A 17,782-nucleotide genomic window follows, 5' to 3' on the forward strand; every position below is an offset into this window, starting at 1 on the left:
GTTGACCTTGAATGGTTGAGCGGAGATGACGACCGATGACCGAGTCGCCCTACGACTTCATCGCGATTGGCGTTGGCCCCTGCAATCTCGGGCTGGCGTGCCTGACGGCGCCCTTGCCCGGCGTGCGCAGCCTGTTTCTCGAACGCAAGCCGGCGTTCAGCTGGCACCCGGGGATGCTGCTCGACGGCACCACGCTGCAGAACCCCTTTCTCGCCGATCTGGTCTCGATGGCCGATCCCACCAGCCCGTTCAGCTACCTCAACTACTGCAAGCAGCAGGGCCGGCTCTACACCTATTACATCCGCGAAAACTGGTACCTCGACCGTCAGGAGTTCGACCGCTACTGCCGCTGGGCCGCGTCGCGCCTGGACAACCTGCGCTGCGGCCACGAGGTGCGTGCCATCCACCACGATGCGCAGACCGGCCTGTACCACGTCGCCGGCCAGACGGCTGACGGCGCGTCGTTCGGCTACCAGGCACGCAAGCTGGTGATCGGCATCGGCGGCGTGCCGCGCTTTCCGGATGGCTGCACCGTGCACGACCAGGCGCAACTGGTGCATAGCAGCGGCTACCTCGCCGCGCGCGCACGTTTGCAGGCCGGGCGCAGCATCACGGTGATCGGCAGCGGGCAGAGCGGGGCGGAGGTCTATCACGATCTGCTGCAGGCATCCGAGCGCCACGGCTACACGCTCAACTGGGTCACCCGTGCGCCGCGTTTCTTCCAGATGGAAGACGCCAAGCTCACCCTCGAACTCATCACCCCCGAATACGGCGACTACTTCTATGACCTCGATTCGGCGACCAAGGCCGAGGTGCTCGATGACCAGCGCAGCATCTACAACGGCATCAACCAGTCACTGATCGAACGCCTCTACGCGCTGCTCGACGAGCGCCGCCACCGCGACGCGCCGCCGACGCACCTGCTGACCTGCATGGCGCTGGACGGCTGCCGCCGCGCCCCGGACGGTCGTGGCTGGGAGCTGGATTTCCACCACACCCAGCTCGGCCGGCGCTACCGCCACCGCGTCGATGCCGTGGTGTTCGCCACCGGTTATCGCTATCAGGTGCCGGCCTTCGTCGACGGCATCCGGGACCGCATCCGTTGGAATGGCGCGGGCCAGTACGTCCCGTCCAGGCGCTGGGCGGTGGACCACCTGAACCAGGACATCTATGTGCAGAACGTCGGCTTGCAGAGCCACGGGCTGACCAACCCCGACCTGGGCCTGGCGTGTCACCGCAACAGCCGCTTGCTGGCCGAGCTGACCGGCCATGATCACTACCCGAGCGAGCCGCGCACCGCGTTCCAGGAGTTCGTACCGGGCGAGGACAGCGGCTTCGTCGCGCTGGAGCGGGAGGCCGTCGGCTCGTGACGCTGCGTACCACCATCCTGATCATGTCCGCCTTCGGCGTGATCAGCGACTCGATCCTCATCGCCTTCTACCCCCAGTTCTTCGAGCTCCGCTATGGCCTGACCAGCTCGGTGCACGTAGGCGCCTACATCGCCGCCATCTCCATCGCGGTGATGTGCATGCTGCCGGTCTGGGCCCGTGTGGCGCGGCACGTCGAGACCATGCATCTGCTGGCCTGGACGCAGCTGGCCGCCACCGGTTTCTGCCTGCTGGCGATCTGGGCGCCGACGGTCGAGGCGTACTGGCTGCTGACCATGCTGATGTTCATGACCAAGGCCAGCTACCTGCTGATGTTCCCCTACCTGATGCGCCTGGAGCCGGCCGACCGGCACAGCGTGACCATCGGGCTGCTGTCGGTGGTGATTCACATCGGTGCCATCTTCGGCGCCGCGGTGGGCGGGCTGGCGCTGCAGGAATTCGGCCCGCGTTTCTGCGTGGCGCTGATGGCGGCGGGCGATCTCGCCCAGTTCGGCCTGTGCACCTACCTGATCCGCAGCGGGCGGGTGGTGCGCGTGCTGTCCGAGGATGCGGCCGAACGCGCCGCACCGGCTCCGCGACGCACACCCGAGGCACTCTCGGCGTTGCTCAAGCTGAGCCTGCTGATGTTCCTGTTCGACTTCAGCGCCTACCTGGTGCGGCCGTTCTTCACGGTGTACTGGGAAGCACGCACCGGGATTTCCGAGCAGATGCTGACCGGCGTGGTGTTCGCCATTCCCGGCATCGTCGCACTGGTCGCCCTGGCGCTGCGCCACCGCATGGCGAGCCAGCCGCGCTGGGTGGACCACACCCTGCTCAACCTGCTGCTCGGCGCGGTGGGGCTGGCCCTGCAGGCGAGCGAATCCCTGTGGTTGATCGTGCTGGGTCGCTGTCTGTACGGCTGGGCGCTGTACCAGGTGATCGTCAAGCTCGAGGTCACGCTGTTCAAGGTCAGCACACCGCCGATGTATGCGCGCGATTTCGGCGTGACCAACTTCTTCCAGAACCTCGGCGTGCTGCTCTCGTCATTCAGTGCCGGCTACCTGGTCGATTGGGTCGGCGTGCCGGCCAGCTTCGCCATCGCGGCGGCCGGCATGCTGCTGACCGCCGCCATCGACCGCGGCTGGTTCGGGGTCGACCGCCGCCATCGCACGCCGGCGGAGGCCTGCCATGCCTGAACTGATCACCCCGGCGGACAACCGTGCCGCGCTCAACGCGGCCTTCGGCCTGCGCCCGCTGCGCCTCGATGAAGACATCGCGATCATCCAGCCCTGGTACCAGATGGACTACGCGCACTTCTGGAACATGCAGAACATGAGCGTCGAGGCGACTGCCGACTTCTATCGCGATGCCGCGGGCCATGGCCTGCAGGCCTATCTGGGCTTCCATGAAGGTCGCCCGGCGTTCGTCATGGAGTGCTACGACCCGCGCCGCGACCCGCTCGGCGACTGCTACCCGGTGCAGCCCGGCGACATCGGCATGCATTTCTTCGTCGGCCCGGCCCAGCGGCCGATCCGCCATTACACCCGCGACGTGCTGCGCACCGTCATGGCCTTCCTCTTCGATGCGCTCGGCGCCGAGCGGGTGGTGGTCGAGCCGGATGCGCGCAACGAACGGGTACACCGCCTCAACCGGCTGGTCGGCTTCGTCGACGCCGGCACCGTCCAGCTGCCGGGCAAGACCGCCCGGCTGGCGTTCTGCACGCCCCACGATTTCGCTCACTCACTGGAGGAACAGGCCCCATGACGATGTCCCCGAGTCTCGATCGCCCCGCATCGGCGGTCACGCATCTGCACCCCGACGTCTGGCGCAAGGTCAACCGGCTGCTGGTGCGCAAGGCAATCGCCGAGTTCGCCCATGAGCAGGTGTTCGCGCCGTCGCGCCTGGATGAGGACGCGGCCGGGGCCTGGAGCCGCTACGAGCTGGTTGCCGACACGCCCGGTTGCCGCTACCGCTTCAAGGCCCGGCGCATGGCGCTCCGCCACTGGCATGTGGACGCGGCCAGCATCGAACGCGAGCTGGACGGGCAGCCGCAGCCGCTCGATGCGCTGACCTTCGTCATCGACTTCAAGCGCACCCTGGGCATTCCTGCCGACAAGCTGCCGGTGTACCTCGACGAGATCAGCAGCACGCTTTATGGCGCCGCTTACAAGCATTCGCGCCCGGGGTTGAGCAGCGCCGAGCTGGCCGATGCCGACTACCAGACGCTCGAGGCGGCAATGATCGAAGGCCATCCCGGCTTCGTCGCCAACAACGGGCGGCTGGGCTTCGACGCGCTCGACTACCACGCCTACGCGCCGGAAACCGGCGGCCGATTTGCCATCGTCTGGCTGGCGGTGCACCGGGACAACGCGCACTTCGCCGCCGTGCCCGGGCTCGACCATGAAGCCCTGCTACGTCAGGAGCTGGGCGATGAGCGCCTCATCTCGTTCCGCCAGCAGCTGGCCGGGGAGGGACTGGACCCGGCCAGCTACCTGTTCATACCGGCGCATCCCTGGCAGTGGCTCAACAAGCTGTCGATCATGTTCGCCGCCGATGTCGCCGAGCGCCGCATCGTGCCGCTCGGGCTCAGCGAGGATCGCTACTGTGCGCAGCAGTCGGTGCGCACCTACTTCAACCTGTCCGCGCCCGAGCGCTGCTACGTGAAAACGTCCCTGTCGGTGCTCAACATGGGCTTCATGCGCGGGCTGTCGCCGTACTACATGGCCGGTACGCCGGCGATAAACGCCTACCTCGACGCCCTGATCAGCGCCGACCCGGTGTTGCAGGCCTACGGCTTCGGCATCCTGCGCGAGGTGGCCTCGGTCGGCTATCGCAACCGCTACTACGAGGCGGCGCTGGAAACCGACAGCCCCTACAAGAAAATGCTCTCGGCGCTCTGGCGCGAAAGCCCGATCCCGCGGCTGCAACCCGGCGAGCGGCTGATGACCATGGCCGCGCTGCTGCATGTCGACCCGCAAGGCGCGCCGCTGCTGCCCGAGCTGATCCGCCGTTCGGGGCTCACCGCGACGGCCTGGCTGCGGCGCTATCTCGAGGCCTTCTTGATCCCGGTGGTGCACTGCTTCTATGCGCATCACCTGGTGTTCATGCCTCACGGCGAGAACCTCATCCTGGTGCTCGAAGGCCACGTGCCGACACGGGTGTTCATGAAGGACATCGCCGAGGAGTCGGCCATTCTCGACAAGGACGCGCAGATGCCCGAAGGGCTCGAGCGCCTGGCGGTCGACGTGCCGGAGGACTTCAAGATCCTCGGCATCTTCATCGACATCTTCGACGGCGTGTTCCGCCACATGGCCCAGCTGCTCGACGACAGCGGCACGCTGGAGGAGGCGCGGTTCTGGCGCACCGTCGCCGAGTCGGTGCTCGACTACCAGCGTGCGCACCCGGAGTTGGCCGAGCGATTCGCGCGCTACGACTTCTTCGCGCCGACCTTCCTGCACTCGTGCCTCAACCGGCTGCAGCTGAAGAACAACCTGCAGATGGTCGACCTGGCCAACCCGGCCGGCAGCCTGATCATGGCCGACCCGCTGGACAACCCGGTGGCGCCGTATGGGCCGGCCCGGCAGCGGCGCGAAACCAGCAGTGAATCCGCGCTGACGGTGTAGCCCCCTGCGACCGGCCCTGCGCCGGCGAACTCGAGAAGCCCATGCCGGCCCAGCCGCCCGCGTTCGATCGAATGCGGTGCGCCGGGCCCGCATCAAGGAGCCTTGCATGTTCAACCCCAACAGACTGTCCGAACCGCCCATGCGCCTGGCCGACGATCTGCCGCAGCTGACCGTGCGTGATTACTGCGACCCGGCGATCTACGAACGCGAGCAGGCGCTGATCTTCCGTCGCAGCGCGCGCTATGTCGGCCACGAGAAGATGGTCCCGAGCCCCGGCGACTGGTACGCGCTGCCGCAGGACGCGCACAGCCGCATCCTCGTGCGCAACGAAAACGGCGTCGAGCTGATCTCCAACGTCTGCCGGCACCGCCAGGCGCTGATGCTCGGCGACCACAGCCTCGACAGCGACCCCTGCGCCATTCGCCGCGGCAACCTGCGCGCCACTGGCGGGCGCATTCTCTGCCCGCTGCACGCCTGGACCTACGACAGCCAGGGCCTGATCGTCGGCGCGCCGAAGTTTCCCGAGCGGCCCTGCCGCAACCTGCCGCGCTACCCGCTGTTCAACGTGGGCGGCTTTCTCTTCGAGGGTGAACGCGATCCTGCCGCTGACATCGGCCCGCTGTTCGATCGCCCGGAGATGGACTTCGCCGACTACGAGCTCGACCACGTCGAGGCGCACCCCTGCCACTGCAATTGGAAAACCTTCATCGAAATCTACAACGACGACTACCACATCGCCTCCTTCCATCCCGGCCTGCGCCGCTACGTGCACAGCGGCGGGCTGAGCTGGGAATACGGCGACTGGTACAGCCTGCAGCGCATCGCGGTGGCGCCCAACCTCGCGCGTGCCGGCACCGAGGCCTACCGCGCGTGGCACGAGGGGCTGATGGCGCATTTCGGCGGTCGCTCGCCGGACTTCGGCGCGATCTGGGCCAGCTACTACCCGACCCACATGATCGAGGTCTTTCCGCACGCGCTGGTGCTGTCGACGCTGTACCCGCAGGGGGTCCACGAGACGCTCAACGTCATCGAGTTCTATTACCCCGCCGAGCTGCGCCAGACCAACCGCGAGCTGTGCGAGGCGCATCGTGCCGCCTACCTGGAAACCGCTCTGGAAGACGACGAGATCGCCGAGCGCACCGACGCCGGCCGCCGCGCGCTCTACCGCCGTGGCGAAGATGACCGCGGGCCCTACCAGGTGCCGTTGGAGGAGGGCATGCAGCACTTCCACGGCTGGTATCGGGCGGTCATGCAAACCCAGCCGACACCGGCATGACGCCACCCTCTGACCCACGCAGGAACGGATTCCATGAGCTGACTCGACCCCTTTCTCCGCAAGCACCCGAACGTCAACCGACTAGAACTCAAGACCATGACCGAAGTGATCCCCAACCTGTCGGCACAGGCCGCCATCCCCGTCTCGCATCCGTCCGCTCTGGCGTTGGCCTGCCGGCTGGCGCCCCTCGCGCTTATGCTCGCCTCGCCGCTGGCGCTCGCCCAGGAAAGCGAAGACCCGTTGCAGCTCGAGCCGGTGAACGTCACCGCCGAACAGGCCGCGCCGACCGTGACCGAGCGCAGCGACTCCTACACCATCGGCGCGACCAGCACCGCCACGCGCCTGGATCTGGCACCGCGCGAGACCCCGCAGACCACCATCACCCTGACCCGCGAGCAGCTCGACGATTTCGACCTGACCAACGCCACCGGTGCGCTGCAGGCGGCGGGCGTCAACGTGCAGCGGGTAGAGACCGATCGCACCTACTACTCGGTGCGCGGCTTCGACGTGTCGAACTTCCAGGTCGACGGCCTCGGCCTGCCGTTCACCACCGAAGAGCAGATGGGCGACATCGACACCTTTCTCTACGACCACATCGAGGTACTCAAGGGCGCCAACGGCCTGACCGCCAACCCGGGCAATCCGGCGGCGACCGTCAACTTCGTGCGCAAGCGCCCCACGCGCGACGTCCAGGCCGGGGCCTCGCTGAGCTATGGCTCCTGGGACACCGCGCGCGGCGAGCTGGACGTCTCCGGCCCGCTGGACGAGGCCGGTCGCATCCGCGGTCGCGTGCTCGCCGTGCAGCAGGACGGCGATTCCTACCTGGACCGTTATTCGCTGGAAAAGACGGTGTTCTCTGCCATGCTCGAGGCGGACCTGAACGACCGCAACACGGCGCTGTTCGGCTATTCGGAACAACGCAACCGGCCCAACGGCATCATGTGGGGCGCGCTGTCGGTGTACGACAGCGAAGGCAACCCGATCGACTACAGCCGCTCGAAGAGCTATTCGCCGGACTGGACCTACTGGGATACCAAGGACAAACAGGCCTTCACCGAGCTGACCACCCAGTGGGGCGGCGGCTGGCAATCGCGGCTGTCGCTGAACTATCGGGAAATCACCTCCGACGCCGAGCAGTTCCTTGGCTACGGCGTGCCGGATGCCGGCACCGGGACGGGGCTGTTCAGTTATGCCTCCAAGTACGACCGCATCGAGCGCCAGCTGCTGGGCGACGCCTATCTGAAGGGGCCGTTCGTGCTGTTCGGCCGCACGCACGAGGCGGTGGTCGGGGCCAATTGGTCGCGCTCGACCTCGCGCTGGTCGTCCTTTGATGACGCCATCAACGTCCCGCTGCCGGCCGGCTTCGACGGTGACTTCCCGCGGCCGGATTTCGACAACGGCCTGACCAGCGGCGCGGACTACACCACCTACCGCCGCAGCTTCTACAGCGCCGGGCACTTCAGCGTGACCGACCGGCTCAAGCTGATCCTTGGCGCCAACCACACCCGGCTCGACAGTAACGGTTACCAGGTCGGCGACGAGCACAACTACACCGAATCGAAGACCACGCCCTACGCCGGCGCCACCTACGACTTCGGCGAGCATTATTCGGCCTACGCCAGCTACACCAAGATCTTCAGCCCACAGCACCAGCTGGGCGAGAACCTGACGCTGCTCGACCCGATCGAGGGCCACAGCGTCGAGGGCGGGGTCAAGGGCGAGTGGTTCGGCGGCCGGCTGAATGCCAGCGCCGGGGCGTTCCGCACCAAGCAGCAGAACACGCCGGAATACGGCGGCTTCGACGCGGGCGCCGGGGTGTCCTACTACAACACCGTGGACGCCATTTCCCAGGGCTACGAGCTGACCGTCGCCGGGCAGCTGACCGACAACTGGGAAGCCAGCGCCGGCTTTACCCACCTCTTCTCGCTGGAGGATGAAGAAGGCCGCACGGTGCGCACCTACGTGCCGCGCAACTACCTGCACCTGGCGACCACCTACAAGGTCCCGGTGGTGCAGGGCCTGAAGGTCGGCGGCAGCGTCACCTGGCAGGACGACATCTCCCGCGAGCAGGGCACCACGGCCGGCGGCGACACCATCGTCACCCGCCAGGACAGCTATGCGGTGGTCAATGCCATGGCCAGCTACGACATCGACGAGCACTTCAACGTGGCGCTGAACGTCAACAACCTGTTCGACGAGAAGTACTACACCAGCCTCTACTGGGAGCAGACCTACTACGCGGCGCCGCGCAACGCGACGGTTACGTTGAGCTGGGCCTACTGAGCCGACAGCGCAGGCTCGCCGCCCGCCGCCTGCACGGCGGTGGGCGGAATCTTCAACAACGCCTCGGTGATGGCTTCGGCGAGGAACTGCACGCAGAACACGCCGCCGTGGGTCCAGGTAGGGCGCATGCCGGTGAAACGCCCGCCGCGCACCACCGGCATGCCCTGCCACAGCGGGCTGCTGAACAGCCGCTCGCCGACCGCGAAGGGTTCGATGTGCAGCACCACACCCTCATCGATCTCGCTGAGCACCGTTACCGGCAGCTGCAGGTTGCCCCAGCGGCTGACCGGCGTGGCGTAGGCATTGCCCAGCCCGAGCAGGTCCAGCGCGTGCCAGGGCATCGAGTTCGGTCCGTAGACCAGCACCGCCGTCGGCGTCGAGAAACGCACCACCGTCACCTCCGGCAGGCGTTCGCCGAAGTGGGCGCGCAGCCGGGTGCGCAACTCTTCCAGGCGGGCGTCCATTTCCTCGAGCGTCCCACGGGCCCGGTCGAGCCGGTCGATGCGCTCGGCCAGCGCCCGGTAGTTCTCCCGCTGCATCTGGTAATTGTCGCGTTCTTGAGTGAAATCGCCGTAGGCCACCACCGGCGCGATGCGCTCGAGCTTGTCACGCAGGTCCTCCAGCAGTGGGGTGATGACGATCAGGTCGAGGTCGAGCTGGGCCAGCAGCTCCAGGTTCGGTTCGGTACGGGTGCCGACATCGATCACCGCGTCGGGCAGGGGCGGGCGCACCACCCAGGCGCGGTAGTCATTGCTGTCGGCGACCGCCACCGGCGTGACGCCAAGCATGAGCAGATGCTCGATCGGCTCCCAGCTGAGCGCGGCGATGCGTGGCGGGTCGTCGGCACGCGCCGGCGCTCCGATGAGCAGCAGCGAAAGGGTGAGGAGTGCGAGCCAGGCCTTCATGCGAGGCGCTGCCGGATGAGCAGGTAGAGGAAATACAGCCCGCAGAGGATGGAGGCGACCAGCCCGACCGGCACCTCCAGCGGGTAGAGCGCCGAACGGCCGAGCCAGTCGGAAACCAGCATCAGCCAGCCGCCGAGCAGGGCCGCGAGCCAGAGTTGCGGCAGCACCCGCCGGGCACCGAGCAGCGCGGCCATGTGCGGCGCGAGCAAACCGAGAAAGGCCACCGGCCCGAGCACGCTGGTGACCACGGCGCAGAGCAACGACACCAGGAGCAGCAATGCCAGGCGGGCACGGGGCACATCCAGCCCGCGGCTGACCGCCACCCCGTCGCCTATCGAGACCAGTGTCAGCGCGCGGTGAAAGAGCAGGCTGAGGGCGACCAGGGCGGCGACTGCCAGACTCAGCATGACCGCCTCGCCCGCCTCGATCCGGTAGGTCGAACCGGCCAGCCAGCCGAGCAGGGCCAGGGCATCGGACTCGCCGCGGGTCAGGCCGATCTGCAGCGCGGTGTTCAGCAGCGCGGTCAGCGATACGCCCACCAGCACCATGATCCCCGGTGAATAACGATGGCGGCGGCCGAACAACATGAGCAGGCCCAGCACCAGCAGGCTACCGCCGAAGGCGGCAACGGGCGCGACCTGCTGCATCATGCCGGCGCCGAACAGCATCACTGCGGCGACGACGGCCAAGGTCGCGCCAGCGGTCAGGCCGAGAATGTCCGGGCTTGCCAGCGGATTGCGCAACAGCCGCTGCAGCATCATCCCGGCGACAGCGAGCCCGCTGCCCGCCGCAACGGCCGCCAGCAGGCGGGGCCAGCGCAGCGACCAGAGTACCGTCGAGGGCCAGCCCAGCTGCCAGCCATCCGGGGCGCGCTGCAGGAGCAGCGTGAGCATCGTGACGGCAGCGCCGACCAGCAGCAGCCACGCCAGCCGCTGTCGATTCAGTGATTCCGCGCCCGGCGGCAGCGTCAGGCTCTGGCGATCCTCGGCACCCAGCTGGCGCCGCGACAACCACAGCAGCGCCGGGGCGCCGATCAGCGCGGCCGCCGCGCCGCTCGGAATCAGCGCGGAGAACCAGCGGTTCAGGGCGAGGGTGATGGCATCGGCGCCGAGCAGCAGCAACGCGCCGAGCAGGGCGCTGAACAGCAGTTCGTCGCGCGCGGTACGGGCGCCACAGAGCCGCGCCAGGTTCGGCGTGATCAGGCCGATGAAACCGATCAGCCCCACCGCGGTGATGGCCACCGAGGTCAGCCACAGGCAAGCGAGGAACAGCGCCAGCATCACCGGGAACAGCGACAGCCCTCTGGCTCGCGCGCCGGCGCCGCCGAGCTGCAGCAGCGTCAGCGGGCGCGGCGCCAGGGCGATCAGTACCAGGCCGACCAGCAGCTTCGGCCACAACCACTGCACCCAGTGCCAATCGATCTGCCCCAGGTCACCCGCGCCCCAGAGGAACAGCCCGCGGCTCTGCTTGGTGTGCACCAGCAGGATGGCAGTGGCGATGGCGCCGAGCAGGAGGTTCAGCGCCATCCCTGCGAGAATGAACGGCAATCCCGACGCACCATTGCGGCCGGCGATCAAGAGCGCCAGCCCGACCGCCCCCAGCGCACCGCCCAGCGCCGCCCAATGCCCGTGCGTGGCCGCCAGGGCCGGGGCGAAAAGTGCCGTGGCCGTCAACCCGAGCCAGGCGCCAGCGGCGGCGCCCAGCGTCATCGGTGAGGCCAGGCGGTTCTGCGTCAGTTGCTGCAGCACGCTGCCGGACAGCCCCAGCGCCGCGCCGACCAGCAAGGCCATGACCAGCCGCGGCAGCACAGACAGGCCGAACTCCAGCGCATCGAAGCTGCCCTTGGCCGGCGGGCTCAACGACCATTGCGCCGGCGCCCAGTGCGTCATACCGAGGTTAAGGTGCAGCGGCGCGAGCAGCGCGATGGCCGCGAGGGCGAGCAAATAGCGCAGGGGCACGGACGGCGGGGCGAACCGGGCAGAAAGGGACGTTGCGTGCATCACTGCACCACGGCGATCTTTCTGGCCTGACCGGGCTGCTCGACGAGGCGGATCTCGACGTCGTAGAGCGCGCTCAGGCGCTCGCCCGAGAGCAGCTGGTCCGGCGAGCCGTCAAAGAAGCAGCGACCGCCCTTGAGCGCGACGATGCGGTCGGCGAAGCGCGCGGCGAGGTTGACGTCATGCAGGATGGCGACGATGGCCCGGCCCGTCTCGCGGTTGAGCGCGCGCAGCAGGGTCATCAGCCCGTACTGGTGGGCCAGGTCGAGCGCCGAGGTGGGTTCGTCGAGCAGCAGCAGTGGCGCCTGCTGGGCCAGCAGCATGGCGACCCAGGCGCGCTGTCGCTCACCGCCGGACAGGCTGTCAGCCAGGTGGTCGGCGTAGTGGGCGATGTCGGTCTGCTGCAGCGCCTGGTCGATGGCGTGCTCATCCTCGGGCTGCCAGCGAGCCAGCAGGCCGCGCCAGGGGAAGCGCCCGAGGCGCACCAGCTCGCGCACGGTGAGCCCGGCGACGTCCGGCAGATGCTGCGGCAGGAAAGCCACTTTCTGCGCGAAGTTGCGCTGGCGGTAGCTGGCCAGCGGCTTGCCGTCGAGTTCGATGCGACCGCGATCCGGCGGGAATTGCCGGGCGAGCAGGTTCATCAGGGTCGACTTGCCGGAGCCGTTGTGGCCGAGGATGACCGTGAAGCTGCCGGCCTCCAGCTGCAGCGCATCGAGCGCCAGCACACTGCGCCCGTCGCGGCGCACCTCGATGTCCTGCAGGCTCAGCATGCCAGCGCTCGCAAGCGTTGCAGCCGCTCGTCGCGGTCGAGTTTCGGGCAGCTGTCGCAGAGCTCGCCATCGGCGCGGCGAAAGTGCTGGCAGCAGACCTTGCGACCCATGCCCAGGCAGGTGCGGCCGTCATCCAGGTCCAGCACGGCCAGGGCGCCACCCCCTGGCAGGCCCAATGCGCCGAGCCAGTCGCGCTCGGCTTCGAGCAAGGCTTCGTCGCTGATCGGTTCGTTGCGCTGCGCCAGGAGCAGGGCGGCGCGCAGGCAATCGGCAGCTAGCAGGCGAGCCATCTTCGGGTAGATCGTGGCGACCAGGTTGAATTCCGCGAGCTGGGTTTCGACGAAGGCCGTCAACTGCTCGCTGGCGCAGCCCATCAGTGCCTTGCGATCGCCGCGATACGGGCAGTGGGCTGGCAGTCGGAAGCCATGCACCGAGCCCTCGTTCATCGACTGGCCCATGTTCGCCAGGCAGGGTGCGCGGCCGCACAGGTACACGGCCAGGACGCTCAGGTAGATCGGCTGCCAGATCAGCAGGGACCAGCTGCGTGCCGACCAGTAGTGCGGGCCGGCTTCTGGATGCGAGCGTTGCCAATGGGCGTGGAGCTGTGCGACCCGTGTCGTATTGCCCGGCTCGCCGCAGATGAGCTGGTGCCGGTCGGCCATACCGATCTCGCCCGTCAGGCCGGGCAGGGCCCGCGCGGCGATATGCAGCAGGTGATGGAGGTCGTGGCAATCCTGGGACATGAGAAGCGGCCGGTGCATACGAACGCGAGTAGTCTACGGCCGTTATTGAGAATTATTCAAATTTAGCGTGATTGGCTCGTCAAGCGGGGCCCCGTCGGGCGGGACGCCTGAACCTTTGCCGAAACGGGGCAGTCGACTTTTCAGGCTGGCCGAGATTCGCCTTGGCCCATCGTCAACGCAAATGGAGAATCGTCAGTGGATACCAAAGACACCGTTTCCGTGCTCAATGACCTCATCGAAACCTGCAAGGATGGGGAAAAGGGCTTCCGCGAATGCGCCGATGACCTGAAGAACCCAGAGCTCAAGACCACCATGACCCAGCGTGCCCAGGACTGCGCGACCGCGGCTGCCGAATTGCAGCAGCTGGTTCGTTCGCTCGGTGGCGATCCGGAAACCAGCACCAGCACCGCCGCCGACATGCATCGTCGCTGGGTCGACCTGAAGTCGATGATCACCGGCAAGGATGACAAGGCCATCCTCAACGAATGCGAACGCGGTGAGGACGTTGCCCTCAAGAGCTACCGCAAGGCTCTCGAGAAGGACCTGCCGACCGACGTTCGCGCCGTGGTCGAGCGCCAGATGCAGGGCGTGCAACGCAACCATGACCAGGTGAAGGCGCTGCGCGACGCTGAACGCGCTCGCAGCTGACAGCGCCTGAAAGTTTCCGCCGAGGGCGGGCCCGGGATGCTGCGTTCGCGCGGCGCCTGTATGGGCCCCGCCCTGGCGGGCAACGCCGGCCGCGCCTATCCTCGAAAAGCCTCAGCCTGCGGAAGGCGCCCCCTGGGGCGTGCGAATCATCGGTGAGCTGCTAAGCTTTCCGCCTTCGTGTCCAGGAGGCGGCCTCATGAATTCTTTCATCACTCCTCTCGACGACGGCGTTGGCGCGCAGCGTGCGGAACTGGCGCGGCTGATCGAGGGGCTGGTCGACGATGACGGCGTACACGCGACGGCCATCGAGCCGCTGCATCTGGTCCGCTGTGCGAACCCTGGCGAGACGGTTTATGGGGTGCACAAGCCTGCGTTGTGCATCATCGTGCAGGGCGGCAAGGACGTCAGGCTGGCCGAGGAACATTACCGTTACGACCCGTTGCATTACCTGGTGGTCTCGGTGCCGCTGCCTGTCGCGGGCTGCGTGATCCGCGCCTCCGCGGACGAGCCCTACCTGTGCATCCGCCTGGATATCGATCCCGCACTCATCGCCGGACTGGTGACGGAAGTCGATCCCGTGCCGGCAGCGGTCGAATGCGATGTGCGAGGCCTGTACCTCGACCGTATCGACGCGCCGTTGCTGGACGCCATGCTACGGCTGGTCCGGCTGCTGAATGCACCGGACGACATCCCGGTGCTGGCGCCGCTGGCTTTGCGCGAGATCTTCTACCGGTTGCTGCGAGGTCCCCAGAGCGGACGCCTGCAGGCGGTGGTCCTGCAGGGCAGCCAGTCGCACCGGGTCAATGACGCCATCGAGTGGCTCAACCACAACTATGTCGAGCCGCTGCGTATCGACGAGCTGGCGCGGCGGGTCAACCTGAGCACCTCCAGCCTGCACCACCGTTTCAAGGCGCTGACCGCCATGAGCCCCCTGCAATATCAGAAACAGCTGCGCTTGCAGGAAGCCCGACGCCTGCTGATGGCCGAGGGGCTCGACGTGGCGGCTGCGGGCTACCGGGTCGGCTACGAAAGCCCGTCGCAGTTCAGCCGCGAATACAGCCGGCTGTTCGGCGCTTCCCCGGTCAAGGACATGGCCCGCCTGCGCCGCATCGCCTGAGCGGCTGCACTCAGTAGGGGCTGGCCGTCGGGCGCACGATCAGCTCGCTGACGTCCACATCCGCGGGCTGGTCGACGGCGTAGGCGATGGCCCGGGCGATGGCGTCGGCCGGGATGGCTCCCTTGCGAAACTCCCGCATGGCGGCGCGGGCGCCCTCGTCGGAGATGCTGTCGGCCAGTTCGGATTCGGTCACGCCGGGCGCGATCAGGGTGACCCGGATGTCGCCGCCGACCTCCTGCCGCAGCCCTTCGCTGATGGCGCGCACGGCGTATTTGGTGGCGCAGTACACCGCGGCCGTCGGGCTCACCGCATAGGCGCCGATCGAGGCGATATTGATGAACTGTCCGCTGCGCTGGCGTTGCATCAGGGGCAGGCCGGCGGCGATCCCGTGCAGTACGCCACGAATGTTCACGTCGATCATGCGATCCCATTCGTCGACCTTCAGCATTTCGAGCTTCGAGAGCGGCATGACGCCAGCGTTGTTGATGATCACATCGACCCGGCCGAAGCGCTGCTCGGCGCTATCGATGAAGGCCTGCATGTCATCGAGTCGGGTGACGTCAAGGGCGCGCGCGACGGCGGTGCCGCCGGCGGCATTGATTTTCTTGGCCAGCGCGTCGAGCCGATCGAGCCGGCGTGCGCCCAGCACGACCTGCGCACCCTGGCGCGCCAGCAGGCGAGCGGTGGCTTCGCCGATGCCGCTGCTGGCACCGGTGATGACAATGACTTTTCCTTCGATATTGGACATGAGCGTACCTCCCGTTGCAGTTGATTCGGCATCGCGGTGCCGTGGATCACAGGTTAGGGAGGTGAGCGGGCGGGCGTTAGGCTGATCCTGTGAGGTGCTTGCCTGATTCTGGCGTCACCAGACGCCATCGTGCAGCGCGGCCGCCTCGTCTTCGAGCAGCGGACCCACGACCTCGACAGCACGCTGTCCGCTGCCGAAGACGACGCGACAAGGCAGATCCAGCGTCGGATTCTCCGGGTGATCGCCGGTGAGCTGTTTGAGCCGGTGTTCGGACAGGCCGTAGACGACCCGACCGATCCCGGCCCAGTAGGCCGCGCCTGCGCACATGGCACAGGGCTCGGCCGAGGTATACAGCGTGCAACCGGCGAGGAAATCGGGCGTATAGGTCGTGGACGCGCGGGTCATCAGCACCCGCTCGGCGTGGCCGGTCATGTCGTGATCGGGCAGGTAGGCGTTCCCCTGTTCCATCAGCACCTCACCGTCCGGCCCGGCAAGCAGCGCGCCAAAGGGGTGGGTGCCGCTTTCGAGCGCCCGACGTGCCACGTCGAAGCTCTGGCGCAGAAGGGTAAGGTCTCGGTCAGTCATGTACACCTCATCATCGTTACGGGTGGGCAGGCCTGTGGGCACTGCCTTTGTTGATTTCATTCGTTTGCCCCTACAGGTCGTTCTCCGAACGACCCATGGACGCCGGCCATGCACCTAACTTGTAGGGGCGAATTCATTCGCCCATCGGCTTCAGCCGGGCATCAGCGCCCAAGCGGCCATCGCACCCCCCGCGGGCGACCCAGTTCGCCCCTACAGGTCGTCTCCGAACGACCGATGGCCGTCGCCCCGGGACCTCTGGTAGGGGCGAATGCAGTCGCCCATCGACTTCAGCCGGGCCTCGGCGCCCAAGCGGACATCGCACCCCCAGCGGGCGAACAAGTTCGCCCCTACAGGTCGTCTCCGAACGACCGATGGCCGTCGGCCAGGGACATCTTGTAGGGGCGAATTCATTCGCCCATCGACGTCAGCCGGGCATCGGCGCCCAAGCGGCCATCGCACCCCAGCGGGCGACCAAGTTCGCCCCTACAGGTCGTCTCCGAACGACCGAGGGCCGTCGGCCAGGGACATCTTGTAGGGGCGAATTCATTCGCCCATCGACTTCAGCCGGGCATCGGCGCCCAAGCGGACATCGCACCCCCAGCGGGCGAACAAGTTCGCCCCTCCAGGTCGTTCTCCGAACGACCCATGGACGCCCCTCGGCCATGCACCGAACTTGTAGGGGCGAATTCATTCGCCCATCGACTTCAGCCGGGCCTCGGCGCCCAAGCGGACATCGCACCCCCTGCGGGCGAACAAGTTCGCCCCTACCGGTCGTTCTCCGAACGACCCATGGACGCCCCTCGGCCATGCACCTAACTTGTAGGGGCGAAGTCATTCCCCATCAGCGTCCAGCCGGGCATCTGCGCCCAAGCGGCCATCGCACCCCAGCGGGCGAACACGTTCGCCCCCTACAGGTCGTTCTCCGCACGACCCATGGACGCCCCTCGGCCATGCACCGAACTTGTAGGGGCGAATTCCTTCGCCCATCAGCGTCCAGCCGGGCAGCAGCGCCCACGCGGCCATCGCACCCGAAGTGGGCGAACACGTACGCCCCTACAGGTCGGTCTCCGAACGACCCATGGACGCCACCCCTCGGCCATGCACACCTTGTAGGGGCGAATTCATTCGCCCATCAGCGTCCAGCCGTGCATCGGCGTCAACGCGGCCATCGCAACCTAAGTGGGCGAACACGTTCGCCCCTACAGGTCGTTCTCCGAACGCCCACGGACGCCGTCCCCGGCCAGGCACACCGTGTAGGGGCGAATTCATTCGTCCATCAGCGTCCAGCCGGGCATCAGCGCCCAAGCGGCCATCGCACCCCCGCGGGCGAACACGTTCGCCCCCTACAGGTCGTTCTCCGAACGACCACGGACGCCGTCCCCGGCCAGGCACACCTTGTAGGGGCGAATTCATTCGTCCATCAGCGTCCAGCCGGGCATCAGCGCCCAAGCGGCCATCGCACCCCAGCGCGCGAACAAGTTCGCCCCTACAGGTCGTCTCCGAGCGACCGTGGACGCCGCCCTCGGCCATGCACACCTTGTAGGGGCGAATTCAGTCGCCCATCAGCGCCCAGCCGGGCAACGGTGCCCACGCGGGACATCGCACCCCAGCGGGCGAACAAGTTCGCCCCTACAGGTCGTCTCCGAGCGACCGTGGACGCCGTCCTCGGCCATGCACACCTTGTAGGGGCGAATTCATTCGCCCATCAGCGCCCAGCCGG

14 protein-coding genes are annotated in these 17,782 nt (G+C 67.4%); 8 read left to right on the forward strand and 6 right to left on the reverse strand.

Annotated features, from left to right (window positions below):
* Positions 1 to 35 precede the first annotated feature (35 nt).
* From MST27_RS16705 to MST27_RS16730, 6 genes are all read left to right on the forward strand, one after another.
* Positions 36 to 1,370 carry a lysine N(6)-hydroxylase/L-ornithine N(5)-oxygenase family protein gene (locus MST27_RS16705; RefSeq protein ID WP_243607073.1) on the forward strand — a complete coding sequence of 445 codons (1,335 nt, stop codon included), beginning with the start codon at positions 36 to 38 and terminating at the stop codon, positions 1,368 to 1,370.
* Positions 1,367 to 2,563 carry an MFS transporter gene (locus MST27_RS16710; protein WP_243607074.1) on the forward strand — a complete coding sequence of 399 codons (1,197 nt, stop codon included), beginning with the start codon at positions 1,367 to 1,369 and terminating at the stop codon, positions 2,561 to 2,563. The genes MST27_RS16705 and MST27_RS16710 overlap by 4 nt, the downstream gene beginning before the upstream one ends.
* The gene (locus MST27_RS16715; protein ID WP_243607075.1) at positions 2,556 to 3,131 is read left to right on the forward strand and encodes a GNAT family N-acetyltransferase; all 576 of its coding nucleotides are present in this window, start codon (positions 2,556 to 2,558) and stop codon (positions 3,129 to 3,131) included. The genes MST27_RS16710 and MST27_RS16715 overlap by 8 nt, the downstream gene beginning before the upstream one ends.
* Positions 3,128 to 4,990: an IucA/IucC family protein gene (locus MST27_RS16720; protein WP_275973268.1), complete on the forward strand. Its 1,863-nt coding sequence runs from the start codon at positions 3,128 to 3,130 to the stop codon at positions 4,988 to 4,990. The genes MST27_RS16715 and MST27_RS16720 overlap by 4 nt, the downstream gene beginning before the upstream one ends.
* Before the next feature lie 106 nt (positions 4,991 to 5,096).
* Positions 5,097 to 6,266 carry an aromatic ring-hydroxylating oxygenase subunit alpha gene (locus MST27_RS16725; RefSeq protein ID WP_275973269.1) on the forward strand — a complete coding sequence of 390 codons (1,170 nt, stop codon included), beginning with the start codon at positions 5,097 to 5,099 and terminating at the stop codon, positions 6,264 to 6,266.
* A 96-nt stretch (positions 6,267 to 6,362) separates the two neighbouring features.
* Positions 6,363 to 8,549 carry a TonB-dependent siderophore receptor gene (locus MST27_RS16730; protein ID WP_243607076.1) on the forward strand — a complete coding sequence of 729 codons (2,187 nt, stop codon included), beginning with the start codon at positions 6,363 to 6,365 and terminating at the stop codon, positions 8,547 to 8,549.
* Here MST27_RS16730 and MST27_RS16735 read toward each other — a convergent pair.
* Genes MST27_RS16735 through MST27_RS16750 form a run of 4 tightly spaced genes read right to left on the reverse strand, consistent with a single transcriptional unit; the run spans position 8,543 to position 12,964 of the window.
* Positions 8,543 to 9,454, reverse strand: coding sequence for an ABC transporter substrate-binding protein (locus MST27_RS16735; RefSeq protein WP_243607077.1), 912 nt, complete (start codon positions 9,452 to 9,454; stop codon positions 8,543 to 8,545). The genes MST27_RS16730 and MST27_RS16735 overlap by 7 nt on opposite strands.
* Positions 9,451 to 11,454: a Fe(3+)-hydroxamate ABC transporter permease FhuB gene (fhuB, locus tag MST27_RS16740; RefSeq protein ID WP_243607078.1), complete on the reverse strand. Its 2,004-nt coding sequence runs from the start codon at positions 11,452 to 11,454 to the stop codon at positions 9,451 to 9,453. Before fhuB ends, MST27_RS16735 begins: the two co-directional genes overlap by 4 nt.
* Positions 11,454 to 12,221 carry an ABC transporter ATP-binding protein gene (locus MST27_RS16745; RefSeq protein ID WP_243607079.1) on the reverse strand — a complete coding sequence of 256 codons (768 nt, stop codon included), beginning with the start codon at positions 12,219 to 12,221 and terminating at the stop codon, positions 11,454 to 11,456. Before MST27_RS16745 ends, fhuB begins: the two co-directional genes overlap by 1 nt.
* Positions 12,215 to 12,964, reverse strand: a complete 750-nt coding sequence (locus tag MST27_RS16750) for a siderophore ferric iron reductase (RefSeq protein WP_243607080.1) — start codon at positions 12,962 to 12,964, stop codon at positions 12,215 to 12,217. Before MST27_RS16750 ends, MST27_RS16745 begins: the two co-directional genes overlap by 7 nt.
* Positions 12,965 to 13,159: 195 nt before the next feature.
* Here MST27_RS16750 and MST27_RS16755 point away from each other — a divergent pair, with 195 nt between their 5' ends.
* On the forward strand, positions 13,160 to 13,612 hold the full coding sequence (locus MST27_RS16755; RefSeq protein WP_243607081.1) for a PA2169 family four-helix-bundle protein: 453 nt from the start codon (positions 13,160 to 13,162) through the stop codon (positions 13,610 to 13,612).
* Between the two features lie 196 nt (positions 13,613 to 13,808).
* Entirely contained in the window at positions 13,809 to 14,729 is a 921-nt protein-coding gene (locus tag MST27_RS16760; RefSeq protein WP_243607082.1) for an AraC family transcriptional regulator, read from the forward strand.
* 10 nt (positions 14,730 to 14,739) lie between these two features.
* Here the strand turns inward: MST27_RS16760 and MST27_RS16765 are convergent, their stop codons facing one another.
* Both MST27_RS16765 and MST27_RS16770 read right to left on the reverse strand, forming a co-directional pair.
* A complete protein-coding gene (locus MST27_RS16765) occupies positions 14,740 to 15,477 on the reverse strand; it encodes an SDR family oxidoreductase (RefSeq protein WP_243607083.1) in 738 nt (245 codons plus the stop codon).
* A gap of 114 nt (positions 15,478 to 15,591) precedes the next feature.
* Complete coding sequence (locus MST27_RS16770; protein WP_243607084.1) at positions 15,592 to 16,062, reverse strand: nucleoside deaminase; 471 nt, start codon at positions 16,060 to 16,062, stop codon at positions 15,592 to 15,594.
* Between the last annotated feature and the right edge of the window lie 1,720 nt (positions 16,063 to 17,782).

The sequence above is a fragment of the Stutzerimonas marianensis genome, assembly GCF_022810315.1.
Lineage (GTDB): Bacteria > Pseudomonadota > Gammaproteobacteria > Pseudomonadales > Pseudomonadaceae > Stutzerimonas > Stutzerimonas marianensis.

Bases quoted from the DNA above. Each gene is read 5' to 3' on its own strand.
- MST27_RS16730 (WP_243607076.1), top strand. From the start codon at position 6,363: ATGACCGAAGTGATCCCCAACCTGTCGGCACAGGCCGCCATCCCCGTC.
- MST27_RS16735 (WP_243607077.1), bottom strand. From the start codon at position 9,454: ATGAAGGCCTGGCTCGCACTCCTCACCCTTTCGCTGCTGCTCATCGGA.
- MST27_RS16715 (WP_243607075.1), top strand. From the start codon at position 2,556: ATGCCTGAACTGATCACCCCGGCGGACAACCGTGCCGCGCTCAACGCG.
- MST27_RS16745 (WP_243607079.1), bottom strand. From the start codon at position 12,221: ATGCTGAGCCTGCAGGACATCGAGGTGCGCCGCGACGGGCGCAGTGTG.
- MST27_RS16750 (WP_243607080.1), bottom strand. From the start codon at position 12,964: ATGTCCCAGGATTGCCACGACCTCCATCACCTGCTGCATATCGCCGCG.
- fhuB (WP_243607078.1), bottom strand. From the start codon at position 11,454: ATGCACGCAACGTCCCTTTCTGCCCGGTTCGCCCCGCCGTCCGTGCCC.
- MST27_RS16720 (WP_275973268.1), top strand. From the start codon at position 3,128: ATGACGATGTCCCCGAGTCTCGATCGCCCCGCATCGGCGGTCACGCAT.
- MST27_RS16770 (WP_243607084.1), bottom strand. From the start codon at position 16,062: ATGACTGACCGAGACCTTACCCTTCTGCGCCAGAGCTTCGACGTGGCA.
- MST27_RS16705 (WP_243607073.1), top strand. From the start codon at position 36: ATGACCGAGTCGCCCTACGACTTCATCGCGATTGGCGTTGGCCCCTGC.
- MST27_RS16725 (WP_275973269.1), top strand. From the start codon at position 5,097: ATGTTCAACCCCAACAGACTGTCCGAACCGCCCATGCGCCTGGCCGAC.
- MST27_RS16760 (WP_243607082.1), top strand. From the start codon at position 13,809: ATGAATTCTTTCATCACTCCTCTCGACGACGGCGTTGGCGCGCAGCGT.
- MST27_RS16765 (WP_243607083.1), bottom strand. From the start codon at position 15,477: ATGTCCAATATCGAAGGAAAAGTCATTGTCATCACCGGTGCCAGCAGC.